General features: G+C 56.6%; 26 protein-coding genes and 1 rRNA gene. 12 read left to right on the top strand and 15 right to left on the bottom strand.

Going from position 1 to position 25,937, the window contains the following annotated elements:
• Nucleotides 1-24 precede the first annotated feature (24 nt).
• From rbr to MWR57_RS00700, 6 genes are all read left to right on the top strand, one after another.
• Nucleotides 25-600 carry a rubrerythrin gene (rbr, locus tag MWR57_RS00725; protein ID WP_423122861.1) on the top strand — a complete coding sequence of 192 codons (576 nt, stop codon included), beginning with the start codon at nt 25-27 and terminating at the stop codon, nt 598-600.
• Between the two features lie 15 nt (nt 601-615).
• Nucleotides 616-1,290, top strand: a complete 675-nt coding sequence (locus MWR57_RS00720; protein WP_423122860.1) for a polyamine aminopropyltransferase — start codon at nt 616-618, stop codon at nt 1,288-1,290.
• 327 nt (nt 1,291-1,617) lie between these two features.
• Nucleotides 1,618-2,718, top strand: coding sequence for an OmpA family protein (locus MWR57_RS00715; protein ID WP_423122859.1), 1,101 nt, complete (start codon nt 1,618-1,620; stop codon nt 2,716-2,718).
• Between the two features lie 58 nt (nt 2,719-2,776).
• Nucleotides 2,777-3,226 carry a hypothetical protein gene (locus MWR57_RS00710; RefSeq protein ID WP_423122858.1) on the top strand — a complete coding sequence of 150 codons (450 nt, stop codon included), beginning with the start codon at nt 2,777-2,779 and terminating at the stop codon, nt 3,224-3,226.
• Nucleotides 3,227-3,424: 198 nt separating this feature from the next.
• Nucleotides 3,425-3,580: a bacterioferritin-associated ferredoxin gene (locus MWR57_RS00705; protein ID WP_423122857.1), complete on the top strand. Its 156-nt coding sequence runs from the start codon at nt 3,425-3,427 to the stop codon at nt 3,578-3,580.
• 68 nt (nt 3,581-3,648) lie between these two features.
• Entirely contained in the window at nt 3,649-4,602 is a 954-nt protein-coding gene (locus tag MWR57_RS00700; RefSeq protein ID WP_423122856.1) for a sulfite exporter TauE/SafE family protein, read from the top strand.
• A gap of 114 nt (nt 4,603-4,716) precedes the next feature.
• Here MWR57_RS00700 and MWR57_RS00695 read toward each other — a convergent pair whose 3' ends face one another.
• From MWR57_RS00695 to MWR57_RS00675, 5 genes are all read right to left on the bottom strand, one after another.
• Entirely contained in the window at nt 4,717-5,553 is an 837-nt protein-coding gene (locus tag MWR57_RS00695) for a prenyltransferase/squalene oxidase repeat-containing protein (RefSeq protein ID WP_423122855.1), read from the bottom strand.
• A 35-nt stretch (nt 5,554-5,588) separates the two neighbouring features.
• Nucleotides 5,589-5,930: a DUF190 domain-containing protein gene (locus tag MWR57_RS00690; protein ID WP_423122854.1), complete on the bottom strand. Its 342-nt coding sequence runs from the start codon at nt 5,928-5,930 to the stop codon at nt 5,589-5,591.
• Nucleotides 5,931-6,248: 318 nt separating this feature from the next.
• A complete protein-coding gene (locus MWR57_RS00685; RefSeq protein ID WP_423122853.1) occupies nt 6,249-6,626 on the bottom strand; it encodes a fluoride efflux transporter FluC in 378 nt (125 codons plus the stop codon).
• Nucleotides 6,627-6,669: 43 nt separating this feature from the next.
• Entirely contained in the window at nt 6,670-7,557 is an 888-nt protein-coding gene (rsmI, locus tag MWR57_RS00680) for a 16S rRNA (cytidine(1402)-2'-O)-methyltransferase (protein ID WP_423122852.1), read from the bottom strand.
• Nucleotides 7,554-8,336, bottom strand: coding sequence for an ATP-binding protein (locus MWR57_RS00675; protein ID WP_423122851.1), 783 nt, complete (start codon nt 8,334-8,336; stop codon nt 7,554-7,556). The genes rsmI and MWR57_RS00675 overlap by 4 nt, the downstream gene beginning before the upstream one ends.
• Nucleotides 8,337-8,548: 212 nt before the next feature.
• Between MWR57_RS00675 and MWR57_RS00670 the strand changes: the two genes are divergently transcribed.
• The 3 genes from MWR57_RS00670 to MWR57_RS00660 all read left to right on the top strand — a co-directional run bounded on the left by MWR57_RS00670 (nt 8,549) and on the right by MWR57_RS00660 (nt 10,279).
• A complete protein-coding gene (locus tag MWR57_RS00670; protein WP_423122850.1) occupies nt 8,549-9,613 on the top strand; it encodes a hypothetical protein in 1,065 nt (354 codons plus the stop codon).
• A gap of 81 nt (nt 9,614-9,694) precedes the next feature.
• On the top strand, nt 9,695-9,994 hold the full coding sequence (locus tag MWR57_RS00665) for a winged helix-turn-helix domain-containing protein (protein WP_423122908.1): 300 nt from the start codon (nt 9,695-9,697) through the stop codon (nt 9,992-9,994).
• A 105-nt stretch (nt 9,995-10,099) separates the two neighbouring features.
• Entirely contained in the window at nt 10,100-10,279 is a 180-nt protein-coding gene (locus tag MWR57_RS00660; RefSeq protein WP_423122849.1) for a hypothetical protein, read from the top strand.
• A gap of 123 nt (nt 10,280-10,402) precedes the next feature.
• Here the strand turns inward: MWR57_RS00660 and MWR57_RS00655 are convergent, their stop codons facing one another.
• The gene (locus MWR57_RS00655; protein ID WP_423122848.1) at nt 10,403-12,508 is read right to left on the bottom strand and encodes a tetratricopeptide repeat protein; all 2,106 of its coding nucleotides are present in this window, start codon (nt 12,506-12,508) and stop codon (nt 10,403-10,405) included.
• Complete coding sequence (locus tag MWR57_RS00650) at nt 12,505-13,257, bottom strand: hypothetical protein (protein WP_423122847.1); 753 nt, start codon at nt 13,255-13,257, stop codon at nt 12,505-12,507. Before MWR57_RS00650 ends, MWR57_RS00655 begins: the two co-directional genes overlap by 4 nt.
• A 705-nt stretch (nt 13,258-13,962) precedes the next feature.
• Here MWR57_RS00650 and MWR57_RS00645 point away from each other — a divergent pair.
• Nucleotides 13,963-14,379 (top strand): rhodanese-like domain-containing protein, encoded by a 417-nt coding sequence (locus MWR57_RS00645; protein ID WP_423122846.1) that lies wholly within the window; start codon nt 13,963-13,965, stop codon nt 14,377-14,379.
• Nucleotides 14,380-14,526: 147 nt separating this feature from the next.
• Here the strand turns inward: MWR57_RS00645 and MWR57_RS00640 are convergent, their stop codons facing one another.
• On the bottom strand, nt 14,527-15,135 hold the full coding sequence (locus MWR57_RS00640) for a DedA family protein (protein ID WP_423122845.1): 609 nt from the start codon (nt 15,133-15,135) through the stop codon (nt 14,527-14,529).
• 257 nt (nt 15,136-15,392) lie between these two features.
• The gene (locus MWR57_RS00635; protein WP_423122844.1) at nt 15,393-15,662 is read right to left on the bottom strand and encodes a hypothetical protein; all 270 of its coding nucleotides are present in this window, start codon (nt 15,660-15,662) and stop codon (nt 15,393-15,395) included.
• Between the two features lie 135 nt (nt 15,663-15,797).
• Here MWR57_RS00635 and MWR57_RS00630 point away from each other — a divergent pair, with 135 nt between their 5' ends.
• Nucleotides 15,798-16,148 (top strand): ArsR/SmtB family transcription factor, encoded by a 351-nt coding sequence (locus tag MWR57_RS00630; RefSeq protein WP_423122843.1) that lies wholly within the window; start codon nt 15,798-15,800, stop codon nt 16,146-16,148.
• A gap of 6 nt (nt 16,149-16,154) precedes the next feature.
• Nucleotides 16,155-17,279 (top strand): SO_0444 family Cu/Zn efflux transporter, encoded by a 1,125-nt coding sequence (locus MWR57_RS00625; RefSeq protein WP_423122842.1) that lies wholly within the window; start codon nt 16,155-16,157, stop codon nt 17,277-17,279.
• 177 nt (nt 17,280-17,456) lie between these two features.
• On the opposite strand, the gene MWR57_RS00620 is transcribed toward MWR57_RS00625, so the two are convergent.
• The 6 genes from MWR57_RS00620 to rrf all read right to left on the bottom strand — a co-directional run.
• Nucleotides 17,457-19,184 (bottom strand): ATP-binding protein, encoded by a 1,728-nt coding sequence (locus tag MWR57_RS00620; RefSeq protein ID WP_423122841.1) that lies wholly within the window; start codon nt 19,182-19,184, stop codon nt 17,457-17,459.
• A 138-nt stretch (nt 19,185-19,322) separates the two neighbouring features.
• Nucleotides 19,323-22,523, bottom strand: a complete 3,201-nt coding sequence (locus MWR57_RS00615; protein ID WP_423122840.1) for an efflux RND transporter permease subunit — start codon at nt 22,521-22,523, stop codon at nt 19,323-19,325.
• Nucleotides 22,520-23,755, bottom strand: coding sequence for an efflux RND transporter periplasmic adaptor subunit (locus tag MWR57_RS00610; protein ID WP_423122839.1), 1,236 nt, complete (start codon nt 23,753-23,755; stop codon nt 22,520-22,522). Before MWR57_RS00610 ends, MWR57_RS00615 begins: the two co-directional genes overlap by 4 nt.
• The gene (locus MWR57_RS00605) at nt 23,752-25,050 is read right to left on the bottom strand and encodes a TolC family protein (protein ID WP_423122838.1); all 1,299 of its coding nucleotides are present in this window, start codon (nt 25,048-25,050) and stop codon (nt 23,752-23,754) included. The genes MWR57_RS00610 and MWR57_RS00605 overlap by 4 nt, the downstream gene beginning before the upstream one ends.
• 24 nt (nt 25,051-25,074) lie before the next feature.
• Nucleotides 25,075-25,464, bottom strand: coding sequence for a FixH family protein (locus tag MWR57_RS00600; protein ID WP_423122837.1), 390 nt, complete (start codon nt 25,462-25,464; stop codon nt 25,075-25,077).
• 383 nt (nt 25,465-25,847) lie between these two features.
• A 5S ribosomal RNA gene (rrf, locus tag MWR57_RS00595) occupies nt 25,848-25,937 on the bottom strand; the annotation flags it as partial.

Genomic DNA, 25,937 nt, shown 5'->3' with positions numbered 1-25,937 from the left:
AATTCAAGAAAAAGGAAAAACACCATGGCGAAACTACCAGGCTCACAGACTGAAAAGAACATCCTCACCGCCTTTGCCGGCGAATCCCAGGCGCGCAACCGCTACACCTACTTTGCCTCCAAGGCAAAAAAGGACGGTTTTGTGCAGATTGCCGACATCTTTGAGGAGACTGCCAATCAGGAAAAGGAGCATGCCAAGCGGCTCTTCAAGATGCTGCAGGGCGGCGAGGTGATGGTCAGCGCCGCTTTTCCCGCCGGGATGATCGGCCCCACCCTGGACAATCTGAAGGAAGCGGCGGCCGGCGAAAAGCATGAATACTCCATCATGTATCCCGGCTTTGCCACCGTGGCCAAGGACGAGGGCTTCATCGAAATCGCCGATATCTTCATGGCCATTGCCGTGGCCGAAAAACAACACGAAAAACGCTATCTGGAACTGGCCGCCAACATTCTGGGAGGACGGGTTTTCAAACGGGACACCCCGGTGGTCTGGCGCTGCCGGAACTGCGGCTATCTGCACCATGGCACCGAGGCGCTGGCCGAATGCCCCGCCTGCGCCCACGCCCAAGCGCACTTCGAACTGCTCGGCGAGAACTGGTAAAATCGTGAGGCCATCATGATCCCTTGGCAGTTGCTGGATAGCGCCCCGGTGCCCGGAGGCGCCGAAACGTTGCGCTTATATAGACGGGGCGCCGAGTTTTCCATCCGGGTGGATGGCGATGAACTGATGAACAGCCGGGTTCATGGCTCAGAGGATGCCTTGGCCGAACTTGCCTGTGCACGGCTTGCCAGGCTCCCCTCCCCCAGGGTCCTGATCGGCGGTCTGGGCATGGGCTATACCGCGGCGGCGGCATTGTCGCGGCTCAACGCCCAAGCCGAAGTGGTGGTGGCCGAACTGCTCCCGGCGGTGGTGGCCTGGAACAGGGGGGTTCTTGCCGGCCTGGCCGGGAACCCCCTGGATGACGGTCGGGTTTCGCTGCGGGTGATCGATGTCGCCATAATTTTAAAAACGGAACAGCAGGGGTACGATGCCATCCTGCTCGATGTGGATAACGGGCCCGAGGGATTGACCCGCTCCGGCAACGACTGGCTCTATACCAGGGGGGGCTTGATCGCCGCCCGTGCCGCTCTGAAGCCATCGGGCATCCTGGCCATCTGGTCCGCCACTTCCGATCCCGCCTTTTCCAAACTGCTGCGCCAGGCAGGATTCACGGTGGAAGAGGTCGCGGCCCGGGCGCGGGGACGCAAAGGCGGCAGCAGACATATGATCTGGCTTGCCCAACGCGAATAACAAGCGGATTGACCTGCGGCAACGACCAAGAGTCCTGTGCCCATGCGCGATCTCCACCAAAAAACCGAAACTCCGCCGCCGCATTGTTCCGCGGTAAACAACCGCCTGCGGCGGGCCGATCACCTGCATCCGCGAGCTGACGGCTGAACGAGAACGTTGGCTCGACCAGAACACGTTCCGGGATGGCGCGGCCCTCTGCCAGACGATTCCCTGCGCCCCCGCTATGCAGGAGATGAAAGTGCATCCTGTTATTTTGCTTGTCTTTTTCCACCGTGCCAAGCGATAATAAAGTTTACCTTCAAACACCTAACACAAGGAGGAGCTATTATGCAAAAATGGAAAATACTGTTGTGCCTGATGGGGCTCGGTCTTCTTGCTGCTTGCGGAACGAAACAGGCAAATCTCCCCCACGACGGCGGAGATCTTGCCGCCAAACTCGGGCAGGGCTATGTGCAGAAAGTGGATACGGCCCTGTTTATGCTGGACGCCTCTTCGACCATGTTCGACGGCTATGAAGGGGTACAAAAATTCAGCACGGCGCAAAATCTCCTTCTCCGCATGAACAGCGCCATTGCAGGCCTGAAACTGGATTCCGGCCTGATCGTCTTCGGCCCGTCAACCGGTCCGAACCTCCGGGACAGCAATCTCGTCTATGGCGTGAAAACCCACAACGCCGCTGACTTTGCCAAAACGGTCATGGCCACCAAAATAGGGGGGCTCACTCCCCTGGCCAAGCCCCTCACCGGCGGGATCGATGCTCTGAAAAACAGCAAGGGCCGTATTGCCGTGATTCTGGTCAGTGACGGCCTGGACACCAATACCGCAGACCCCGTCAAGGCTGCGGCGGAACTTAAAAATGCCTATGGCGACAGAATCTGCATCTACACTGTGCTGATCGGCAACAACCCGAAAGGCAAGGCAGCCCTGGAAGGCATAGCCAAGGCCGGCGGCTGCGGATTTGCCACCACCGCGGACACCCTGGCTTCCGGCAAGGAACTGACCAGTTTCCTGGAAAGGGTATTCCTGGAAAAGGGAGCCCAGGAAAAAGTCCCGGCAGCCAAACCAGTACCGGCAGAACCAGTACCGGCAGAACGCGTTGTCTTGCGCGGGATCAACTTTGATTTTGACAAGGCCGTCATCAAGCCGGAATTCATGCCGGTGCTGGATGTGGCCCAAAGCATTCTGAAGGAACAGCCGGATCTCAAAGTGGTGATCGAAGGTCACACCTGCTCCATGGGCACCGACGCATACAACCAGAAGCTTTCTGAGCGCCGGGCCAAGGCGGTCTACGATTACTTGGTGAAAAAAGGCGTCAATGCGGCTAAACTCAGCACAGTTGGCCTTGGCGAAACGCATCCCATGGCCGACAACAAAACGGAAAGCGGCCGGGAACTCAACCGGCGGGTTGAGTTCAAGCTTGTGCAATAACCGGACACTCAACAAGTAAGGGGCAGCCAACGAGGCTGCCCCTTCACGGAAAATATCCATGAAACACTTCTGCCTGCCAGGACGGCAACCGCTTTGGCTGATTTTTATTTTCACGGCCCTGCTGTTGCCGTTGTTTGTTCACAGCCCGGCCCTGGCCGGAGAAGTTGTGCCGCCTGCCATTCTGACAAGCTTCGAGGGCTTCAGCAGAAACTGGATGGCACGGCTTGAGCAGGTCAACCAGCAGAATCTCCAGGGCGTGAAACCCGAAGCTGCAGCCAACGACCGGGTGGTCGGCCGCTATATTTGTTATGGGCCGGACTGCATACGGGAAGTCCGCGGCACCGATTCCAAGGCCACACCCTATGTGGGAATTCTCCGCTATCCCCAGAAAGTGATGGAGAAAGAAGGGGATACCCTGCAAAAAATGAAGGAACACCCCGGCACCCAAGCCAGCGAAATCCAGGTCACGGAGATTTTTCGCTACACCAAAGGCCGCTGGGTGTATTGATTTTTTTTGGCTATGCTGCAACCCCCATCCGGAGCGAGGTTCCGGATGGGGGTTTTTTTATGCTCTTCCGGCAACAATTGTCGCATCCGCTCCCGGCTGGACAAATGCTCCGCCGGGGGGTATAGAAAAAAAATCATCCTGCCCGGATGACCGGCGGCTGCCGCCACGGCTTACCCCATATCCCGCAGGAGGACTTTCATGCCGCGCCTGATCTGTTACTGTTTTGGTTACACCGAAGAGGATCTGCGTCAGGATGTCGTGAAAAATGGCCGCTCGCTGATCATGGAGCGCATTGTAGCCGAGAAGAAAAATGGCTGCTGCCGGTGCGCGGAAAAAAACCCCGCCGGCCGCTGATGCCTGGCCGAGGTCCGCCAGGTGGTGGACGCAACACTGAAAAGCCTTCCTGCAAAGGAGAACCGCTGATGTATTTCCCGGTTGCCGGTATCGAGGTCAACCCGCTGGTGCCGCCGCTGGTCGCCTTTGCCATCTCCCTGTTCACCTCCATGGGCGGAGTGAGCGGGGCCTTCCTCCTGCTGCCCTTTCAGGTCAGCGTGCTCGGCTTCACCACTCCGGCGGTCAGCTCCACCAACCAATTGTTCAATATCGTGGCCATCCCCAGCGGCGTGTACCGTTACATCAAGGAAGGGCGCATGCTCTGGCCCCTTACCTGGATCGTGATCATCGGCACCCTGCCCGGCGTTCTGGTCGGGGCCATCGTCCGGATCAAATACCTGCCTGACCCGAAAAACTTCAAGCTCTTTGCCGGGTTGGTCCTGCTCTATATGGGCGGACGGCTGCTCAAGACTTTGGCCTTTACCCCCAAAAATGGAGACACGCCCACGACCGAAGAGCGTTTCCAGCAGCGGCACAAACAACAAGCCCAGGCTGCCGTAAGCGAAGCCGCCTCCTGCGAGCACCTGTCCTGCGTCACGGTCCGGCAATGGACCCCGACCCGGCTCGTTTACGATTTTTACGGGGAAACCTTCACGGTCAACGGTGTGGGCCTCATGGCCTTGAGCCTTGTTGTCGGTATGGTTGGCGGGGTGTATGGCATCGGCGGCGGGGCGATCATTGCTCCGTTTTTGGTCAGCTTCTTCGGCCTGCCGGTCTATACCGTGGCCGGGGCCGCATTGATGGGAACCTTTGTCACCTCGGTGGCCGGGGTGATCTTTTACCAACTGCTGGCGCCCCACTACCCGGGCATGGTCATTGCCCCGGATTGGCTCTTGGGCTTTCTCTTCGGAATCGGCGGCTTCGCCGGCATGTACTGCGGGGCGCGGCTGCAAAAATTCGTGCCCGCGGGGTTCATCAAATGGATTCTGGTGGTGTGCCTGCTGTTCACGGCAAGCACGTATATCCTGAACTTCCTCTTTTAAGCCACCCCAGGCGACCCCCTTTTTCCCCTCCCCCTTTACCAAAGGAGGGAAAATACAACGTGCTCCGCTCATCGTGAAGGCCGCAAACACCAGCGCCGCAAAGAGCAAACACGCTTAAACGAAAAGAACCAACCGGCTGAGCTGGCTTGAAATATCCGGCACGCCCCCCACAGGTCGCTTTTCCATCTCCTCAAGCAGACGAAGACTGGCAATGCCATGCCAGGAGGCGTCAAGGAACGGCGCGGCCTTGGGACTCCGTCCAAACCCGCCTCTGCCGGTCTGGCAACTGAGGAGAAACGCCCTGAGATTGCCCGGATCAAGGGGCCTTGCGCCCAGAAGGCTTAAACCCGCAAGAGCGGCGTGGCAGTTCTCGATGAACGAGGTGGTTCCCGGAAAAAACCCGAACCCGCCATCGCCGTTCTGCGAGCGCTGGAGCCACTCGGCCAGTTCCCCCGCACCTGCGGGCGGTTGGCCATCCATCTTTTTCACGAACAGATATCGGGCCACATCCCCCACCGCGCAAGGGGCAGGCAGCAGCAACGACCGTCCGGAGCCGCGAAAGCTCGACTCATCCCCAAGAATCTCCCGGGCTATCCGGCGCACATAATAGACACCGGCCAGGGAAGCATCCCGGTTCAGGGAGGCGGCAAGATGGGAGCGCAGCCGCGGAGCATCCAGGTCGAGCCCGCAGATCTGGCAGGTGAACAGCAGACGGAAGGTGGTGTCGATCCCCAGCCAGGGCACGGCCAGCATCCGGGCAAGGTATTCGGCCAGGGCGGGTTCGGATTGGGGAGTAGGTGTCTCTTCTCCCAGGACCAGGCGGATGGCCACCGCCTGAAAGGTGTCCTGGATGGTGGCGGGCAGCCGCGGGGTGGCGCCGTAGCCGCCCGTGGCCTTGCGCCGCTTGAGCACGAACTCCAGCAATGCGGCATGATCAACCTGGCGAAGCATTTCTTCCCTCCCCTCGGGCTGAACTCCTTAACGCATCACTTCGTTTCCTTGCTCCGATACGAGATCACCCGGACCTTTTCCAGGGTGACCATCCCCTCGCCGATCATGGCGTCCAGCTCCGGGAGAAAGGCGGCGATCCGCTCAGGACTGTCGACGATCTCGATGACCAGCGGCAGGTCTTCGGAAAGCCGCAGGATCTTGGCCGTGTGGATGCGGCTGTTCCTGCCGAACCCCATGATTCCCCGGGTGACCGTGGCCCCGGCCAGCCCGCGCTTCCGAGCCTCTTCGACAATGAGTTCGTACAGCGGCCGCTGGCCGAGCTTGGAGGTTTCGCCGATAAAGATGCGGAGCAGCTCCGCTTCCGAGGGGAGTTCCATGGCCATGTCTCCTTTTTGTGATTAGCAGGCAATCTCAATCAAGTTCTGTGCTTCATATGCAGTCAAAATCCCATTGGCCCGCAGCCGAGCACCGGAGAGGCTGCCGAAAAAGGGCTTTGCACTGTTTGAGGCGCAGCCGAGTTTGCAAAGCCCCGGCAGCATCGAGGAGTACCCCATGCGGGGCATAAACTCCGGGCCTCCCGCCAACGGCGGGACAAGGGACACAGGGTGCCCTTTCTTTGGTTCGTTTCTTTGGGCAAGCAAAGAAATGAACAGAAGAAAAAAGCATATCCCTCTGGCTTCTGCTAAGCAGATTTCTTACATCAATCGGCCCAACGCCATCCCCAGAAAAAACAGCACCAACCCCACCCCGTTCTGCAGCAGGATATTGCCCATCCCGTATACATACTCGCCGTCTGCGAAAAGATGTCCGCTTTCGGCGACAAAGGTGGAAAAAGTGGTAAAGGCGCCCATGAAGCCGGTGAGCAGGACAAGCCGCAGCTCGCCGCTGCCAACGAAACGCTCGCTGGTCAGGGTCCAGATCGCCCCAAAGAGCAGGCAGCCCAAACCATTCACCGAAGCAGTGCCCCAGGGAAAACCGCTCCCGGCCACCCGCTGCATCAGGCCGGACAGAGCGTACCGGGCCACGGTGCCGCAGGCCCCGGCCGCGGCGAGATAGATTATTTTCTGCCACATCTGCGCTGCTCCTGCCATTGGGCTGATCCGCCGTCTTTCTTCTTCACTCCGCTTCCTTCCACACGGCCAAGGCCTTCTGATACACCTCGGAGCGGGACAGGTCCAAATCCTTGGCAATATTCGCCACCGCGTCTTTCAGGCTGACCCCGTCCTGCCCCCGATACCAGCGCAGCAAATCCTCAAGATTATCCGGCCGCTGCGAGGCGGAGGCACGCACGCCTTCGATGAGCACCACGAATTCCCCCTTGATCGCCTCCCGGACCTTGTACCCGTCCAGAAGCTGCGCCAGCTCGCCGGAGCTAATTTCCTCATGCACCTTGGTCAGTTCCCTGCCGATCACCGCGCGCCGGTCGCCGAGCTCGGCCAGGCAATCGCCAAGGCTGGCGATGATCCGCCGGGGCGACTCATAAAAGACCAGAGGGTGGACATCGTTTTTGAGACCCCGCAGGAGTTTGCGCCGCTCCGTGCCCTTGGCCGGGAGAAAGCCCAGAAAAAGATGGGAGGGCTCGGTCAACCCGGCCACGCTGAGCAGAGTGGCCAGGGCGGAAACCCCGGGCACCGGCGCCACGACTATGTTGTGCGCCTGGGCGCTGTGCACCAGAATCCCGCCCGGATCGGAGATGCCCGGGGTTCCGGCATCGGAAACCAGGGCCACCTGCGCTCCGGAAAGCAGCCGGGCCACAATCTCCTGGGCGCGGCTCGCCTCTTTTTCCTTGTAATAGCTGATCAGCGGGGTGTGGATATCGAAATGGCTAAGGAGCTTTCTGGTGTGCCGGGTATCCTCGGCGGCAATCAGGTCCACCTCCCGGAGGATGCGCAGGGCCCGGAGGGTAATGTCCTCCAGATTGCCGATGGGGGTTGCCACCACAAACAGGGTGCCTGGCGTGGCAATGCTGGCCGCCTTGTTCTCTTTTCCGCTGGGCTGCCTCATGGCTGCATGGCCTCCGGAGGAACAAACAGGCTGAAGCTGGTGCGGCCGGGGCTGCTCTCGCAGGAGATCTCCCCCCCGCAGCGGGCAATGAGCTTTTTCGCCAGATACAAGCCAAGGCCGAGATGCCCTTCTTTGCAGGAATGAAACGGCTCGTAGAGATGCGCCGCAGCCTCGGTGCTCAGGCCGGGGCCGTTGTCCCGCACCCGCACGCCGATGCCCTCGCCTTCCCTGGCCGACTCGACCGTGATCTCCGCGTTATCCATCCCCTGCACGGCTTCCAGTCCGTTGGCCAGCAGAATATGCATGATCTGGTGCAGCTCAAGTTGAAAACGTTTCAGGGCGGGCACCTCGGCCAGGATCATGCTTTTTTGCACCTTGTGCTTAAAAGTTGCATTGGCGGACATAAACTCCACCTCGGTCTCGATCACGGAATTGATCGTATAGGGAACGCCGCCGGGCAACTGCTGAAACTCCGGCAGGATCAGGGTCCGCTGCAGGATCTGCTGACTCTGCCGCACCTTTTCCTGCATCTGGGAAAGCGACTCACTCCTCCGGGCAAGAAGATCATGCAGGGCATCCACCTCCGGCGATGGTCCGGCCTGGCGCATCTGTTCCAGCACCGCCATGGCCTTGTCCAGCATCATGCCGGCAAGATCCGTGTGCAGGGAAAAAACCTGGATGATCCCGCCGAGGTTATGGATGATCCCGCGAAACATCCGTCCCACCGCGGCATCCTGACTCTGCGCCAAATACGCCTCTTCCCAGTTCCCAATCTGCATAGCCCCTCCGCCTTGCAAGGATAGCGGACCCTACGGCCAGCCTCACTACAGCTTAACCGGAATGGGGGTAAAAAATCCAGGCTATTGTAGACGGCCGGGAAAACAAGAAAATCGGGGCATCACCCTCTGCTGGCCCCTGCGCGGGCAATGGTGTACAATACAATCGTTCACCCTCCGTATTGCCAGAACAGTGCGCCAGCCGGGAATCCTCTATGCTCCTGCTCGATGTCCCATTCCTGCCAGACCCGGATTATGTGGAATTTCTTGCCGAATTCCAGCCTTCGCTGTATTCCGTCCACTTCAGCCTTTTTCTGAAAAACATTCCGGACGGCCGCCATCGCTCCAGCACCGTTCCGGAGTTTGGAGATCTGGCTACGGCTCTCGCCCGGCTGCCCGGCCCCAAAAAATACGGCCTCCTCAACAGCCGCTTCCACCACCCCAGCCTCTATACCGACAAGACGGCTCTGCACACCATCATCCGGGCGCTGGACACCCTGCTTGCGGCAGACGTGCTCCACGGCATCACCATTGTCGATTTCTACCTCCTGCAGGCGCTCTCCGACACCAGCCCCGAGACCTGCTCCCAGCTTGAGGCATTGCCCGGAGTCAACTGCATGCTCGATTCCTTTGCCAAGGTGCGGGCTTGCCTTGAAGCCATTGCCGAAACCGGTTTCAAGCCCCCGACCAAAATCAATCTGGACCGTTCCCTGAACCGCAACCTGCCGGAACTGGCGGATATCTCCAAGCAGTGCCGCCGACACTACCCAAAAATCAAGCTGACCCTGCTGGCCAACGAGGGTTGCCTCGATCGCTGCCCCTTCAAGCTGGCCCACGACGCCCAAATCGCCTTTGCCAATACAGGGTGTATCGCCAACGAAACACATGCCACCAACCAGGAACTGGGCTGCATCCGGGAACTCGGTGCGCAGCCGGCAAAGCTGTTCAAGTCGCCCTTTATCCGGCCCGAGAATCTGCAGCATTATGAGGGAATGGTGGAGGTGATCAAGCTCTGTGGCAGAACCCTGGGACCCGCCTTTCTGCAACGGGTGGTGCGGGGTTATGCGGCCCGGCGATATGATGGCAACCTGCTGGATTTGATGGATACCATGGAATGGCTGGCCAAGCGGCTGCATGTGGCCAATAAAGAATTGCCTGCGGATTTTTTGACCAGGCTGAGCAGTTGCGACAAGAACTGCCGCGCCTGCTCATACTGCAGTGAGCTTCTGGACAAGAGTGCTACCCCCTTGCCTTTTCAGCTTGAGGACCTGCGGCAATGAAAAAATAGGGGAAGCTTTGGTAGGTTGGGTAGAGGAACGAAACCCAACAGTTACGAGTGTTGACCAAAACACCATCATGATCTGCTTGCCGACCAAAATCGTTGGGTTTCGCAAAGCTCTACCCAACCTACAGGGCTAAAATTCCTTTCCTCTAAGACGGGGCAGGTCTGCACCCGCCAACAGTTGATGGACAGCATCTATCCCGACGAGCGGATCGTGGCTGACCGAACCATCGACAGTCATATCAAAAAACTGCGCAAAAAGATCGCCTTGAGCAGCGCCAACTCAGAGTTCATCCATTCTGTGTATGGGGTGGGATACAAGTTTGAGCTGCGGGACGGGGCGGTGGGGCTATCGGGAAGAGAAGCGGAGGTTCTCTGAGCATTATTCTTTTTTATTCCGGGGACATAATACTAATTACGGTTTGTTCTTAAGAGGAATAGGTATTATGTCCCTGGATATTACGCGGGCAACCTGCTGGATTTGATGGATACCATGGAATGGCTGGCCAAACGGCTGCATGTGGCCAATGAAAAATTGCCTGCGGAGTTTCTGACCATACTTGCCGGTTGCGATAGGAATTGCCGCGCCTGCTCATACTGCCGCGAGCTACTGGACAAGAGTGCTACGCCTTTGGCTTTTCAGCTTGAGGATTTACGGCAATAAAAAAACAGGTGGGGTACGATAAAGGACTCCGTCCTATTCAGGAGAGCCAAGGGATGTCGCAAATATGGGGCATCTAACAAAAAGGAAAAATATCCCTATGTTTTCCCACGTTAACAAATTGACTTAAGCAGCCAACCTCAAAAGTGCATCAATTTCACAGGAAAATGCTAAAGAATAGTCTTTTCTGTCAAGAGCCAAGACGGCATTATGCAAACTTTTATCTACAATTTTTAGTCCCAAAATAGACTTTTTAAGGGCTTTAATTTGGGCAAAATCTTCTTTTTGAGTAGCGCAGTGTAACTTCAAAACCATGGATAAATATTGTGAATGGTAATCATATAATTCGGAAAGCTCTGACAAATTTCCATCGGCAGAAGCGACATCATCTTTTTTCAGATAATAAAGAGCCGCTGCCATTCTTAAAATGGTTTTTTCTTCACCTGAAGCAATGGCAGAGGGGAACTTATCTACAAGATTTTTTTTCGCCTCATCGTACCTGTCAAGTTTCAGAAGCAATAGGCCTCGGTAATAATGTTGCAACCAGCCTCGCCAAAATGGAGAAGAATCATTTTCGGGGAAGTCACGAAGCCCCTCTATTTCTCTACCAATTAAACCAAGAATTGCACCCCGTGCAAATCTAGCTTCTGAAGAAAAGGGATATTGCTGAACGATTTCATCCGCAAGCTTATATGCATCATCAAATTTTTCCATGGTTTTCAGCACATTACACAAACCTCTTTTATAAAAGAAAATTTCTTTATAGTTTATATTGCGTCGGCTCAATATGTCATTATAGATATGCGTTGCGACGTCAAGCAGACCTTTCCTCTTCGCTATCTCCGCAATTCCTGCCTGTGCACGAGAATCATCCCAATCATGACCTAATAAGCCGGCTTGTGACTGTTCTATTAGTGCGTTATAAGAAGCTTCTGCTTCATCTAGTCTGCCCATGCGTCGTAAGTTGTCTGCAATACCGTTAAGCACCTCAGGTTTATTATTCCAATCAGGTATGGACTTGTAAGTACTAATTGCTTTTACATATTTTCCTTGTTGTGAATAAACGTCGGCTTCGGATGACTTTGAAATTTCGTTACAGCAATACAGCTCTGCCTTACTTAAATATTCCAAGGCTATGTCGTAGTTTCCTGTTCTTTTCAAATAATCACCGTACTGAATGAGTGACCATGCATCGGAAGAGTCTATTGCGACTGCTTTATCTAAGCATAACACCTCGAAATCTAACCTGAACATTTCAGAACATTGCTTGGCAATATTGCAAAGTGATTTTACAACATATTCCTTATTTTTAGACGATGCGATTTGTTGATCAACAAGCTCTCCAAGAAACTTCTTTGCAATAAAATCGTTCCCTTGAGAAATAGCTTTCGTAATTGATGCAATTTGCTTCTTGACTCTCGTATAACTATCAAAATTTTCGAAAGGATTGGAGATATGTTTTTGTGTGGAATTACTTTCCGGCCATTCTATTTTGTAAATATTTTTTGTTTTTTGCTTTTTTATAGACTCTTGGGGGAAAAATCTTTGAGAGAACTCTTGTGCTAATGCATTTATTCCGAGCCGAGACTGAGGAGACGTAAAATGAAACGCCAAGAGGTTCCACTGATTAGTAAGGTCTCTCTTATTGATAGCTTTAAGCAGCTTTCCAATTCCACCTTTTTCCACTACGGCAATCCATACCGCCTCCTTTGGTTCCGAGAAGCAAAGGAATGCTGAGTCGGGCAACTCCAACCATATATTTGCAAATCTACGAAGTAATGGCTGAAGCTCTCTCAACTCATCAAGAAGAATCGCAGTTGTTGAAAAACCATTTGAGAGAGCTAGGGTAGCAAATGAAGAAATTTCACAATTATCCTTTAGAGGAGCGACAAGGAGGCGAGAAAGCACCTTGTCAGTTATATATGTCCGGACGAGAAGAATCTCTTCAACTTCTTGAAACACTCTTTCTGCCAGCACCTTATCAAGCCCATTGAGCACCACACGAACAAACGAAACAACTCTCGCTACCCAATACTCTTCAGTCGCGCTTTTCAAAAGAGCCTCTGAATTCGGCCCTTCGATTTCCTTCCAATCCTGTGCAGCGGAATACATAAACCGCGCTTTGTTCAAATCTTGCTCCGTCTCATCGATCAGGTTAAGAATAAGACTCTCTTTGGTTCCAATACCGGGAACGAGAAGAGCCCCTGCGCTAGGCGAAATCATCCCAATCATTTCAATTTTCCTTGAAGCTTCCCAAATGCATCGTTGGCAAGATCGAAATCCAAGCGTTCGGACCTTGTCATTTTTCTACCAACAGTTTCCACCATAGATTCGATGGCATTCCAGTTAAAGCCTTCGTAGATGTGCGCTTCGACAAACTCATCGTCTTCTCGGTTTGCGCCATCAGACTGACATATAATTGCCTGCCAGTCTGATGGCCCTTGTCCAGCGGAAAGAGCACTAGCTAGTTTCGCAAGCACCAGTTTTTGGCGATCACCCCAGCATGCGGAGAAACCTTCTGGTAGTTTATCGCCAGCAACCAGGCCATGATCTCGGATAAATTTATAGCTATTCTTTTCAAGAAATGACGTCCGTCTTTCAATAGCAACAGACTTAAGTCTACAGTGGACCTCTCCATAGGTTGAAAGGCCATGCTCAGTCAAGGATAATGCCCCATAAATAATTGAATTTGCATAGCTGCCAAACAACATGCCACCTATTGCAAAACGATGTCTATCGTCTTCCGCAGAGGCAGGCACTCGCATTTGAGCACCAACCAATTTTTCGTAATTAGCATATAAAGATTTGGGGTCTTCGAATAAGTTTCTAGCTATTCTTGCTGGGATAGAAATAACAACACCGGATTCATTTCGCAGCATTTCATCTAACGTGTCGAACTCCTTCAAACATCCGTTCGAAGTAGCATGTGATCTTGCTTTGTCAAACTTTTCGTTTAAGGCCTTCAAGTTCTCGTCGGTCAAACAGGCTCTAACATTTGGGGCACCGACATCACTACTACATGTAGGGCAGTACCGCACAGCATCAATGAGGGGAACCCCACAGACAGAACATACACCTTTACTCGTTAAGTATTGTGATGGCATCGGCGAAATATCTTTCAGTAATGAAGACTGGTTGCGCAGTGAATATGCAGTAGTTCAACTTGAAGACGCTATTTTTTGCGATCAAAATAAAAATTAGTTGGGCCAGCGACAGGCCAACTAATTCGAGAACGAGAAGGTTGGTCTAACATTTGATATTTGAAATCTACTGGCCAGCAGAACTTTACTCATTTTATAGATACAACACGGAACTATATCTCGCCAGCAAAACCGTGGTCATCCTAACTCCAATTCCGGAATGTAAAAATCGGGTCACTCCCCAATTTTTCGCCTCCAGCGGTCAATCGTAGAGTCAGAGCAGAGCCTCTCCCTTCAATCTCTCAGATCGCTTCCCATCACTGAACTACCCTAGCAAACCTGCCCCCCAACCACAACCCAAAAAAATATGGAGATCTATCCGCAGCACCCTGCAACGAAAACCGCCGCGCCTGTTTGAATCATTCCTTTTTCCGATAAATAACAAATAGTTGTTTCGTTATTACCTATTGGCCAACCCCTCCTCCCTGCTGGTACAAACATATCCTCACATTGCACCACACTCATAACCAACACGGAGGAATACCCATGCTCAAACGAATCGCACTGTCCCTGGCCTTTACCCTGCTGGCTGCCGCTCCCGCCCTGGCAACCAACTACATCGCCCCGGCAAATCTCAAGAAGATGCTGGATGCAAAACAGGAGGTAATTCTGGTGGATATCCAGCCCGCCGCCGACTTTGCAAAGCAGCATCTGCCCGGCTCCATCGAAACCAACGCCTTCCCCGCTAAAAGCGATGAGGAAAAGGGTCGCCTGAACAAGGCGCTGCCTGCCATCAATGGTAGCAAAGCGCAGGTAATCGTGCTCTGCCCCCGAGGCAAGAGCGGGGCAAAGAACAGCTACGAATATTTGCAGAGCAAGGGGGTGCCTGAGAATCGGCTGCAGATTTTGGAAGGGGGAATTGCGGACTGGCCCTATGCTGGGATGTTCGTCAAGGGGCGCTAGTAGACTGTTTCGCCAGGTACCGTTCGGCCTGAGCCTGTCGAAGGCCAGCAGTGGCACATGAACCTCGGTTCGACGGGCTCACCGCGAACGGTACCTGCAGGATTGACCGAAAAACGTGGGCACCCTTTGGGCTGCCCACGTTTTTTTTCAACTCCGCTTTTCACACTTTTTGGGCTGCAACTTGACGTAGACGAAGATGAGCAGGGCGGAAAGGATCAGCACCCCGATAATGGCCTGCTGCGAATATTTCATGATCAGCTCCTGATTGCTGCCGATGAAATAGCCGATCCAGGTGAGGACCGTCACCCAGATTCCCGCGCCGAGCAGGGTGTAGAGGGAGAACTTCAGGTGGTTCATCCCGGCCAGTCCGGCTGGAAGCGAAATGAGGTGGCGGACCACCGGCAGGAGGCGGCCGATGAAGGTCGAGATCTCGCCGTGCCTGAGGAAGAAACACTCGACCTTGGCAAACTTCTCCTCGGTGATCCAGACATACTTGCCATACTTTAAAAGAAGCGGCCTGCCCAGATAATGGGAGGCGAAGTAATTGAGATAGGCGCCGAAAAGGCTGCCGAAGGTGCCGCAGAGAATAACGGTCAGCATGTCCATTTTCCCTGCCTGCACAAGATACCCGGCCGGAGGCATGACCAGTTCGCTGGGCACCGGAATCACCGAACTCTCCATGGCCATCAAAATAAAAATCCCCGGATACCCCATGGCCCCGATGCTCTCCACGAGCCAGTTGATCATATCGTGCATGTGCCGCTCCTTGCTGTGTTACTGGCGCAAAATTGTATCCGCTTTCACGAAAAAAGACGACCAATTAACGCCCCCTTACCCCATGGGAGGGCAGCCGTTGACCGCCGTGCTTTTTTCCGGCTGATCGAGAGCCGCTGGAAAACAGCTCCCCGAACGCACCACTGCCTTGAGTCACCCGCCCCCTGCGCTGCCTGCCTTTTCAAGGCAACGGGGAAACCCGAAAAAACCGAGGATGTGAGCAACTGCTTTTTGTCACCTCACGGATGCGCGCACAGGTCGGCGGGCGGTTCGGGAACAAAAAAGGAAGTGGAACAGTGTTCGCAGGCGGACTCGTCGTCTTTCTTGTCGATGAGTTTCCAGGATTTCAGCAAAATAAGCTCTGCATGCGCTTTTTTGCAATTCTCGCAGACCCACAGTTCTTTGTCGTCTTTCATCTGATATCTAAAACGTTTCATCTCTACTCCGTATTTTTTGTATAGATTTTTTCCCTGAACCGGCATGGTAACAGGAATTGCGCTGATCGCCAACCGGCTTTTCGCCTACAGCCAATCATATTTTCGCCTCCGGTTTGCCAAAAAAAACGCGCTTCGTTTCCGTGCTTGACAGCAGCCCCCAATCATTTTATCATCTGAACAACTGTTCATATGCAAAGAGGAACCCCCATGCCCATTGACCGCTGCCAATGCCGGATTGTCCACGAACAGCAGGTGGAAAAAGCCCGAAAAAGCGCCCTGCCTCCGGCCGAGATCGACAAGCTCGCGCAATTCTTCAAGGCCTGTGCCGACCCGACCAGGCTGAGGATTCTTTTGGCTTTGCACCAGGAGGAGATGTGCGTCTGCGACCTGGCCGCCTTTCTCGGGGTAAGCGAATCAGCGGTAAGCCACCAGTTGCGCCTGCTTCGGCAGATGGCCCTGGTGGCCAACCGGCGCGAAGGGCCGGTGCTTTATTACCGGCTCACCGACGCACATGTCAGCCAGCTTGTCCTTGTGGCGCTGGATCACATCAGGGAGTAAAAAACCATGCATCTTCTGTACGAAATTCTCGCCGAATCTTGGGAGCTCCTCCTGGACGCCGCCCCTTACATCCTGTTCGGCATCCTGGTCGGCGGCCTGCTCAAAGTCTTTCTCTCCCCCGCCTATGTGGCCCGCCACCTGGGGCAAGGCCGCTACAGCTCGGTGTTCAAGGCGGCCCTGTTCGGGGTTCCCCTGCCCCTGTGCTCCTGCGGGGTGCTGCCCGCGGCGGCAACCCTGAAAAAACAGGGGGCCAACAACGGCGCCACCACCGCCTTTCTCATCTCCACTCCGGAGTCGGGTATCGACTCCATCAGCGTCAGCTATGCCCTGCTCGATCCGATCATGACCGCAGCCCGCCCCGTGGCCGCCTTTGTCTCCGCCCTCATTGCCGGGTCCATTGAAAACACCTTCAACCCGCCCAGACCCCAGTTGGCCATGGCCGCCGATCTTTCCTGCGCGGTGGACGGCTGTTGCAGCGGGGTGGACTGCCCGCCCGCGGAACATGCCAATCACCACACCCTGCTTGAAAAAATCCGGGCCGGAATGCGCTATGCCTTTGGCGAACTCTGGGGGGATCTGGCCGGCTGGTTTTTCATCGGCTTGCTGCTGGCCGGGCTGATCTCCGCCCTGGTGCCGGACGACTTGATCACCGCCTATCTTGGCGGCGGGCTTGCGGCCATGCTCCTGATGCTCGCCTTCGGCATCCCTCTGTATATCTGCGCCACCGCCTCCACCCCCATTGCCGCCGCCATGATCCTCAAGGGTGTCAGCCCCGGCGCCGCCCTGGTCTTCATGCTGGTGGGTCCGGCCACCAACATGGCCACCATCTCGGTGCTGGTGGGCCTGCTGGGACGCCGCGCCACCGGGGTATATCTGGCTTGCATCGCAATAACCGCCGTGCTCTTCGGCTTGGCCCTTGATGCGATCTACGCAACCCTGGGCATCTCCGCCAAGGCCATGGTCGGTCAGGCGGGCGAGCTTCTGCCCTATCCGGTCCAATTGGCTGCGGCCCTGCTGATTCTGGCGCTGTCAATCAAGCCGATGTATAGGATGATTCAGGGCTGGTTTACGAAAGGTGCGGGTGGGTCGGACAGCGGCTGCGGCTGCGACGGGGGCTGCGGGAGCAAATAAGGGACCGAGGCGACACTCTTTTTGCCCCCCCTGTGACAAAGGGGGATTGAGGGGGATTTAAAAACGCCTGAGTCAACGAGCCAGTTCGTAAAATCCCCCCTCGCCCCCCTTTGCTAAAGGGGGGAATAAAAAATCACCCCTTGACCACAAGGGTGACCTGGGTTTTCCTCAAGAACCTCACTTAAAGATGGGCAGCGAAACCCCTTCCCCGGGAACCCCATCGATGGGCAGGGTGATGACAAAGAGCGCCCCTTTGCCGCGGGCGCTCTTGGCCGTGATATCGCCGCCATGCCGCTTGACAATGCCGTAGCTCACGGACAGCCCCAAGCCAGTGCCTTCCACCGCCGGCTTGGTTGAGAAAAACGGCTCAAAGATCAAGGCCATGTCCTTCTGCCGGATGCCCTTGCCCGTATCCTGGATGAGAACCCGGACATTCTCGCCGCTCACCTCGGTGGTGATGGTGATGGTCCCCCCGGTTTGGGGGATGGCCTCTTCGGCGTTGCCGATCACGTTGAGCAGCACCTGCTTGATCTGGTCCGGCACCGCCTGAATTGTGGGGAGATCCCGGGCAAAACGCCGTTGCACCGTAATGTGCCTGTCGCTGAGCTTCTTTTTGCCGAGCAGCAGCAGCTCCTCGATGATCCGGTGCAGGTCAACCGAGGCGACCTTGCCGGTGGTGGGCCGGTTGAAGTCCTGCAGGGTGCTGATCAAATCCTTGACCCGCGCGCATTCGCCAATGGCCAGATCCAGCATCTCTGCGTCACCCTTCTCAAGGGGCACCGAGCGCAGCCCCAGCAGAAAATTGCGGATGCCGATGATCGGATTGCCGAATTCATGGGCAATGGAAGCGGCCAGCTTGCCCACCGCGCTGAATTTCTCGGCATGGAGCAACTGTTCGTAGGTGCGGCTCAGTTGGTTGGTCCGTTCCTCGACCCGCGCCTCCAGGGCGTCATTCATCCGCCGGACTTCCGCCTCCATCCGCTTGCGGTCCGTCACGTCCTGCAGGGTCTCGATGGCGCCGATGGTCTCCCCGGCCAGATTCTTGATCGGCGCGGCGGTGAAAAACAGCCACTTGCTCTCATGGCCGAAATCGAAAAAATCCTCCACCTCGTAGGCGCCCTTGACCAGAGAGGAAGGCCGGTACTTGCCGGTGTAAAACTTGGCGATATGCGCCTCGCTGACGGCATCCAGCACCAGATCGGCGAGAATGGGCCGCTGATACAGGTAAAAGGCCTTCCACTGGTTCTGGGTGCCAACCATATCCGCGGCAGCCAGCCCGGTCATCACGGCGCAGGCCTTATTCCAGTGGGTGATGGTATGATTTTCATCAATAACAAAGGTGGGGATGGAACTGGCCTGCAGGATCTGCGACAACCGCTCCCCGCTTTCGAGCAGATCCTCCTCGGCCTGCTGCCGTTCGATGATCTCCTGGGCCAGGATGGCGTTGTATTCCTGATAGCTGCTGGTGCGCGAGGCAATCTGCTTCTCCAGGGTGTCATAGGCCCGGCGCAAGTCAGCCTCCCTTCTCCGCTCCACGGTCACATCCCGGATCACCTCGGAAAACCCGGCCAGCCTGCCATTGTGATACACCGGACTAAAGGAGCGCTCAAAGGTGCAGACCCCGCCCTCCGGGCAGGTCCGGCTGAAATCCACGGTGAATTTCTTGCCAGAAAGCGCCCGCTGATACAGGTCGCTGGCCCAGGCCCGCTGGCTGTTGGGCAACACATACTGGTGGCGCGAGCCGGGACCCACGGTCAGGTTGAAGACCTCTTTCAGCAACCGGACATAGGCGGGGTTCACATAGACAAACCGCGCCTCGGTATCGACCAGGGCCATGCCTTCCGGCCTGCTTTCAAGGAGCGTGCTTGTATCAAGAACCGCTTGGGGAATCAGGGAGCCTGCCATGAACCTGCCGTGCCGAAAAGATGAAAAAAGGGAAAAACGTCTCCGGGCTAGCGTAAAGCAGAACCGCTAAGTTTTCCATGAAAAAAAGCGGCGGCTGGGCCGGGAAGTCCTTCGGCGCGGAAGGAGCGAAGGCCTCATTTACCGGATTTCGGCCGAAGCCTTTTTGAAATCCCTCTGCTTCCAGAGCATATAGATCGCCGGATAGATGAGCAGTTCGAGGATGGTTGAGGTGCCGATTCCTCCCACCATGGGCGCGGCGATCCGTTTCATCACATCGGCGCCGGTGCCGGTGCTGAACATGATGGGCACCAGCCCGAGCAGCGTGGTTCCCACCAGCATGAGCTTGGGACGAATCCTTTTCACCGCCCCGTACATGATCGCCTCTTGCAGATCATCGATGTTCCGCATTTTCCCCGCCTTTTTCCATTTGTCGCAGGCAAGGTCGAGATAGAGGAGCATGACCACCCCGGTCTCCGCGTCGATCCCGGCCAAGGCGATGATCCCCACCCAGACCGCGATGCTCATGTTGTAGCCCAAAATGTATAAAAGCCAGAAGGAGCCGACCAGGGAAAAGGGCACGGCCAAAAGGACAATCGCCGTCCTCACCCAGGACTTGGTGTTGAAAAAGATGAGCACGATGATGACCAGCAGGGTGAGCGGAATAACGAGCTTCAGCCTGTGGTGGGTCTTGACCAGATGCTCGTATTCCCCGCTCCACTCCAAGCGATATCCCTGGGGGATCTCCAACGAGGCGACCCGTTTTTTTGCTTCATCCACGAAACCGCCCACGTCCCGGCCGGAAAAATCGATGTACACATACGAGGCCAGGAGACCGGCCTCGCTCTTGATCATGGGCGGACCCTTGACGATCTGGATGTCTGCCAGTGCGCCCAGGGGAACCTGGAGAAGCTCGCCGGTGGGGGGGGAAGCCGGCTGGCCCGAAGACATGTTGCCCGGAGTCGGCGCGGCCATGGAGGCGGGTACCGGGACCAGCACCCTTTTCAACTGTTCCACGTCGCCCCGCAACTCCCGGGCATAGCGAACATTCACCGGATAGCGCTCCCTGCCCTCCACGGTCACGGTGAGGTTCATCCCGCCGATGGCCGACTGGACAACCTCCTGCACCGCATCCACGGACAAGCCGTAGCGGGCCACCTCCTCCCGGTTGATAGTGAAATCGAGAAAATAGCCGGTGGTCACCCGCTCGGCGTAGACGCTGCGGAGACCCGAGATTCCAGCCAGCCGCGCCTCGATGTCGGTGCCCAGCCGCTCCAGCTCTTCAAGACGCGGCCCCATGACCTTGATCCCCACCGGGGTTCGGATGCCGGTGGCGAGCATGTCGATCCGGGCCTTGATCGGCATGGTAAAGGAGTTGGCCACCCCGGGAATGGAAAGGGCGTCGTTCATCTCGTTTTTCAGACTTTCCACCGTCACGCCAGGCCGCCATTGCGATTCGGGCTTGAGGTTTATCACGGTTTCAAACATCTCAAGGGGCGCCGGGTCCGTAGCGGTTTCCGCCCTGCCGGCCTTGCCGAAGACCTGGGCCACCTCGGGAATCTCCTTGAGGATCTTGTCCTGGAGCTGCAAAAGCTTCGATACCTCCGAGATGGACGCGCCCGGCGAGGTTACCGGCATATAGAAGAGCGCGCCCTCATACAGCGGCGGCATGAATTCGGAGCCGAGCTTGAGGAAAGGATAGACGCTCACCACCATGACGATGAGCGCCCCAACGATGACCGACCGCTTGAAGCGGAGGACAAAGCGGACGATGGGCTCGTACAGCCGATGGAGAAAGAGGCTGACCGGATTTTTCTCCTCGGACATGATCTTGCCCCGGATGAACAGGGTCATCAAAACCGGGGTCAGGGTGATGGCGAGAAAGGCCGAGAAGAGCATGGCAAAGGTCTTGGTATAGGCCAGGGGCTTGAACAGCCGCCCGGCCTGCGCCTGCAGGGTGAAAACCGGCAAAAAGGCCACGGTGATCACCAGCAGGGAGAAGAACAGGGACGGCCCCACCTCCTTGGCCGCCTCGATGATCACCTCGGCCCGGCTGCCCTGGCGGCCACCGTGCTCCCACTCCTCCAGTTTTTTATGGGCGTTCTCCACCATGATGATCGAGGCGTCCACCATGGCCCCGATGGCGATGGCGATGCCGCTCAGGCTCATGATGTTGGCCGTGACCCCCAGATAGTACATGCAGATGAAGGAAACGATGATCGCCACGGGCAGGGTGAAGATAACCACCAGGGCGCTGGGCAAATGGAAGAGGAAGACCAGGCAGACCACACTCACCGCCAGGGAGATCTTGAGCAGCTCTTCGGTCAGGGTATCGATGGCCCGGTGGATAAGATCCGAGCGGTCATAGGTGGTGACGATCTTCACCCCTTCGGGCAGGCTGGGTTCGATGCTCTCGCGGATCTTTTCCTTGACCCGGTCAAGAACCGTGAGGACATTCTCGCCGAACCGGACCACCACGATGCCGCCGGCCACCTCACCTCGCCCGTCCAGTTCGGCAAGGCCGCGCCTGATCTCCGGGCCGAGCTGGATGGCGGCGACATCCTTGAGCAATACCGGGGTGCCCACGCCGTTGCCGCCCACCGCGATGTTTTCCAGATCAGCGAGCCCCTTGAGATATCCGCGGCCGCGCACCATATACTCGACCCCGGAAAACTCCAGCACCCTTCCCTCCACATCCTTGTTGCTCTGGCGGATCGCCTCCATGACCGCGGTGATGGGCAGGTTGTAGGCCTGGAGCCGGTTGGGATCGATGCTCACCTGATACTGGCGGACAAAGCCGCCGATGCTCGCCACCTGGGAGACCCCCGGCACGCTTTCCAGGGCCAGCTTGATGTTCCAGTCCTGGAGCGAACGGAGTTCGGCGAGGTTCTGCTGGCCGGTCTCGTCCACCAGGGCATAGGAAAAGCCCCAGCCCACGCTGGTGGCGTCCGGGCCCAGAACGGGGTTCACCCCGGCGGGAAGCTTGTCCTTCACCGCCTGGAGGTATTCCAACACCCGGCTTCTGGCCCAGTAGATGTCGGTTCCTTCCTGAAAAATGGCATAGACAAAAGAGGCGCCCAAAAAAGAGAAGCCCCGCACCACCTGCACCTTGGGCGCGGCAAGGAGGGTCGAGGTGATCGGATAGGTGATCTGGTCCTCGATGAGGTCCGGGCTGCGCCCTTCCCATTCGGTGAAGATGATGACCTGGGTGTCGCTCAGATCCGGAATCGCATCCAGCGGCGTGTTGCGGATTGCCCAGATCCCCCAGGACACAAGGGCGAACACCAGCAGGAAAACAAGAAACCGGTTGCGGGCGCTGAAATCGATGACGCGGGCGATCATTCCTTCACCACCCCCTTGAGACGCGCTTCGGAATCAATGAGGAAGGTGGCGGCCGAAGCCACTTTTTCCCCGGCCTGCAACCCGCTCAGGATCTCCGACATCCCCTCGGCCTTAACGCCGACGCTGACCTCGCGCGGCTCAAAGTAGCCCTCGCCCTTGTCCACATAAACGAGCTGCCGGACCCCGGTGTTGATCACTGCCCCGTCCGGCACCACGAGCCTGGTGCCCAGATCTATCTTCAGGGCCACATTGGCGAACATCTGGGGCTTCAGCGCTCCGTCCTGGTTGTGCAAGGTGAAACGAACCTTTGCCGTTCTGGTTTCCCCGGCAAGAATCGGCGACACATACTCGATGGCGGCGGCAAACGTCCTGCCCGGCAAGGAGGCCACGGTGATCTCCGCCTGTTGCCCGGTTTTGATCTGGGCAAGTTCGTGCTCGTAGATATCGGCCACCAGCCAGACCGTGGCTGTATCCACCAGGTCAAAAAGCTTCTCGCCGGGCTGCACCTTCATCCCCTGCACCACGGATTTCTGCACCACATATCCGCTCACCGGGCTGAATACGGCCAGGGTCCGCAAGGGAACCCCGGTCTCCTCAATCGTGCGGATCTGCGCCGCGGTGAGGTCAAAAAATCGCAACCGCTGGAGGGCGGCCTTCCGCATGGCTTCGGCATCCTGCGCCAGCATCCGGCTCAAGTCGGAGGAGTCCCCTGCTTCGGCAGGCTCTGCACCCGAGCGCGACCACTTGAGGATGTTGAGATATTCCTGCTGGCCGGCAACCAGCTCCGGACTGTAAATTTCGGCAAGCACTTCGCCTTTTTTCACATATCTGCCCGTGTAGTTGACCCGGAGGTGCTCGATCCAGCCCGCGATCTTGGTGTTGACCGTGGCGATCCTTCGTTCGTCATACTCGACGCGGCCCACGGTCCGGATGGTCCTGTCCAGGGATTTCACCGCAGCCGCGGTGGTTTTTACCCCGATGAGCCGCTGCCCCTCTTCGGGGATCTCGATGGTCGAAGGTTCTTCCGGAAAAGCCGCAGCGCTTTGCATTCCCTCGGAGTCCGGCTCTGCTGCCTGGGACAGGACAGGGGCCTCCGGCGGAGCCGCCTGTGCCGCGGGCTCCTGACCCTTTTCACGAAACACCCCGCCGCCCCTGTTGGTAAGCCCGAGAAAAAGGACGCCCGCGATGAAAAGAAAAAGGACCACCATGAGCATGCTGTTCTTCGTGTTCATTGCCGTTTTTCCTCCATGCGGGAATCGCTCGTCCCCAGTAAGGCCTCCAGCCTGGCCAGGGCCTTCTCCCTCTCCACCAGTTGCCCCCAATAGGAGGTCTCGATCTCGGTAATGGTTTTCAGCCGGGAGATCACGCTCAAGGCATCGGTCTTGCCCGTGGCGTACGAGGCCAGGGCCGACTGGAAGTCCTGATGGATCTTCGGGGTGAGGCCTTGACGGTAGAGTTCCATCAAGCGCTCCGTGGTTTGCAGCATGGCATGGTTCTCCCGGATGGCGGAAGAAAGCCGCAATCGCACGGTTTGCAGCTCATTTTTCGCCTCACTCAAGGAGGCCTCGGCTTCCTGCACCGCTGGTCGCTGTTTGCTGGTGTAATAGAGGGGAACGTTGATCGCGGTGGTCAGACTCCACATATCCATGTCATCGTAGGCCGGACCTTTCAGGCCATAATTGCCGGTAACGGTAATGTCCGGATAAAACTCCCTTTCCGCCGCCCGCACCTTGGCGCTGGAGGAGGCCACCATCTTTTCCCGGGCCTTGACCTCCGGAGAATTCTCGTAGGCCGCGGCAATCAGTTCGGGCAGGGCTTGGGGATATGGGGCAAAGGAGGGCGGGGCAGGTCTGTCCAGAGGCGCGGCCTGGTCCCTCCCCACCGTGGCGTTCAGCAACGCTTCCAGGGTTTGGATCCTCTGCCGCAGCATCGTTTCCCGTTCCAGCAGCATGTACTTCTCGGTCTGCGCCAGGAGGACATCCTGCTGCATGCCGCCCCCAGCGGCATACCGGGCCAGGGCGGCATCCTCGATCCTGCCGAAGAGAACGGTTTTCTCCCTGATCAGATCCAGGCTCTGATGGGCAAGGAACAGATCATAGTAGAGTTCCTTGATCGTGGCTATGGTCCGCAACCGCACCGCCTTGGCCGAGGCGGAAAGGCTTTCCGCCTCCCTGGTCGCAGCCTCGCCCTTCAAACCACGTTTGCCCGGAAAAAAGAAGAGCTGGGAGGCGGAGAAAAGGTACTGGGAATCGGCCGATTCATTGAAGGTGAACCGGCTGGTGCCTTCATTCTGGTAGCCGACCATGAGCATGGGGTCCGGCAGGCTCATCGACTGGGGGACCCGAAAGCCGGAAGCCGCCGCTTTTGCGCGGGCCGCCTGGATCCCGGGGCTGGCTTGCAGGGCCTCGTCAATGAGGCCCTGCAACTGCAACTCCCCGGCCCGAACCGCAACCGGCTGGAAAAACAGCAAAAACCCTGCGGCAAACAGGGCGAAAACCTTTTCCCTCACCCTGGAATCAGCTCCCATGCGCTTTCCTCCTTCGCCCGGAGGCTACTGCACATCCAGGCTGAACTTGGTGGACACGGTCTTGCCGGAGCGCAGGATTTTCACCACGATATTCCAGGGACCGGCCATGGAAAAATTCAATTTTCCCTGATAGGTATTCTTCTGCACGGCAAGAACCGATCCGTAATTCATCGGCGGCATTCCCGGCATGGCGGGCATGGAATACTCCACCTTCACCCCTGCATCGGTGATCTCCTTACCCGTTGGATCCTTCACGGTTACGGTGATCCCGTTCTCGCCCATCACCGCGGGATTTCTCTGCATTTTCATCACAACACTCAGGTCCCCCGCCTTTTTCTGGATTTCATACTCCTTGGCCCAAACAAGCCCACCACACAGCAAAAGAATGAGGGTAAACAGCGCTATTTTTTTCATCTTGCTTCTCCTCGTCTTGCGTATCCCACCCCGGATACATTGTGTAAAAAAATCAGGGAAAGACCTGACGCTGCCAAGCCGTCGCCCTGAGACGCTAAGCATGGGTAAAGCAAGGAACATGCCCAAAAAAAATTCATTGGAATATCAAGCAAGTAGCCGCAAAGGCTACACAGGGAAGAGCGGGGAATTAAAGAATACTCTCATTGAGCTGGAGAATATTCTTCACCCTCCCTCTCCAACACATACAGCGTATCAGATTTTTTGAAAAATTTGAAATCATGCCGGGAAATGGACGGGAAACGCGGAAAACAAAGGAGGAACAGCGGAATTCTGGCAAAAAAAAACCCTTCCTTTTAAGGGGAAGGGTTTTACAACAAAAAGTGAATCGGCGGCGACCTACTCTCCCACCAAGCTTCCCTGGCAGTACCATCGGCGCTGAGAGGCTTAACTTCCGTGTGCGGAATGGGAACGGG

It is taken from the genome of Hydrosulfovibrio ferrireducens, from assembly GCF_046883345.1.
Classification (GTDB): Bacteria; Desulfobacterota; Desulfobulbia; order Desulfobulbales; family Desulfurivibrionaceae; genus Thiovibrio; species Thiovibrio ferrireducens.
The sequence above is the reverse complement of the archived record's forward strand: the minus strand, read 5'-3'. Positions and strand labels throughout refer to the sequence as shown.

Excerpts from the sequence above, each read along its gene's own strand:
- MWR57_RS00700 (WP_423122856.1), top strand. The coding sequence starts at position 3,649 with ATGTATTTCCCGGTTGCCGGTATCGAGGTCAACCCGCTGGTGCCGCCG.
- rsmI (WP_423122852.1), bottom strand. The coding sequence starts at position 7,557 with ATGAGGCAGCCCAGCGGAAAAGAGAACAAGGCGGCCAGCATTGCCACG.
- MWR57_RS00670 (WP_423122850.1), top strand. The coding sequence starts at position 8,549 with ATGCTCCTGCTCGATGTCCCATTCCTGCCAGACCCGGATTATGTGGAA.
- MWR57_RS00640 (WP_423122845.1), bottom strand. The coding sequence starts at position 15,135 with ATGCACGATATGATCAACTGGCTCGTGGAGAGCATCGGGGCCATGGGG.
- MWR57_RS00630 (WP_423122843.1), top strand. The coding sequence starts at position 15,798 with ATGCCCATTGACCGCTGCCAATGCCGGATTGTCCACGAACAGCAGGTG.
- MWR57_RS00615 (WP_423122840.1), bottom strand. The coding sequence starts at position 22,523 with ATGATCGCCCGCGTCATCGATTTCAGCGCCCGCAACCGGTTTCTTGTT.
- MWR57_RS00695 (WP_423122855.1), bottom strand. The coding sequence starts at position 5,553 with ATGCTTCGCCAGGTTGATCATGCCGCATTGCTGGAGTTCGTGCTCAAG.
- MWR57_RS00600 (WP_423122837.1), bottom strand. The coding sequence starts at position 25,464 with ATGAAAAAAATAGCGCTGTTTACCCTCATTCTTTTGCTGTGTGGTGGG.
- MWR57_RS00655 (WP_423122848.1), bottom strand. The coding sequence starts at position 12,508 with ATGATTGGGATGATTTCGCCTAGCGCAGGGGCTCTTCTCGTTCCCGGT.
- MWR57_RS00715 (WP_423122859.1), top strand. The coding sequence starts at position 1,618 with ATGCAAAAATGGAAAATACTGTTGTGCCTGATGGGGCTCGGTCTTCTT.
- rbr (WP_423122861.1), top strand. The coding sequence starts at position 25 with ATGGCGAAACTACCAGGCTCACAGACTGAAAAGAACATCCTCACCGCC.
- MWR57_RS00645 (WP_423122846.1), top strand. The coding sequence starts at position 13,963 with ATGCTCAAACGAATCGCACTGTCCCTGGCCTTTACCCTGCTGGCTGCC.
- MWR57_RS00620 (WP_423122841.1), bottom strand. The coding sequence starts at position 19,184 with ATGGCAGGCTCCCTGATTCCCCAAGCGGTTCTTGATACAAGCACGCTC.
- MWR57_RS00605 (WP_423122838.1), bottom strand. The coding sequence starts at position 25,050 with ATGGGAGCTGATTCCAGGGTGAGGGAAAAGGTTTTCGCCCTGTTTGCC.
- MWR57_RS00690 (WP_423122854.1), bottom strand. The coding sequence starts at position 5,930 with ATGGAACTCCCCTCGGAAGCGGAGCTGCTCCGCATCTTTATCGGCGAA.
- MWR57_RS00710 (WP_423122858.1), top strand. The coding sequence starts at position 2,777 with ATGAAACACTTCTGCCTGCCAGGACGGCAACCGCTTTGGCTGATTTTT.
- MWR57_RS00610 (WP_423122839.1), bottom strand. The coding sequence starts at position 23,755 with ATGAACACGAAGAACAGCATGCTCATGGTGGTCCTTTTTCTTTTCATC.
- MWR57_RS00675 (WP_423122851.1), bottom strand. The coding sequence starts at position 8,336 with ATGCAGATTGGGAACTGGGAAGAGGCGTATTTGGCGCAGAGTCAGGAT.
- MWR57_RS00705 (WP_423122857.1), top strand. The coding sequence starts at position 3,425 with ATGCCGCGCCTGATCTGTTACTGTTTTGGTTACACCGAAGAGGATCTG.
- MWR57_RS00685 (WP_423122853.1), bottom strand. The coding sequence starts at position 6,626 with ATGTGGCAGAAAATAATCTATCTCGCCGCGGCCGGGGCCTGCGGCACC.
- MWR57_RS00720 (WP_423122860.1), top strand. The coding sequence starts at position 616 with ATGATCCCTTGGCAGTTGCTGGATAGCGCCCCGGTGCCCGGAGGCGCC.
- MWR57_RS00660 (WP_423122849.1), top strand. The coding sequence starts at position 10,100 with ATGGATACCATGGAATGGCTGGCCAAACGGCTGCATGTGGCCAATGAA.
- MWR57_RS00625 (WP_423122842.1), top strand. The coding sequence starts at position 16,155 with ATGCATCTTCTGTACGAAATTCTCGCCGAATCTTGGGAGCTCCTCCTG.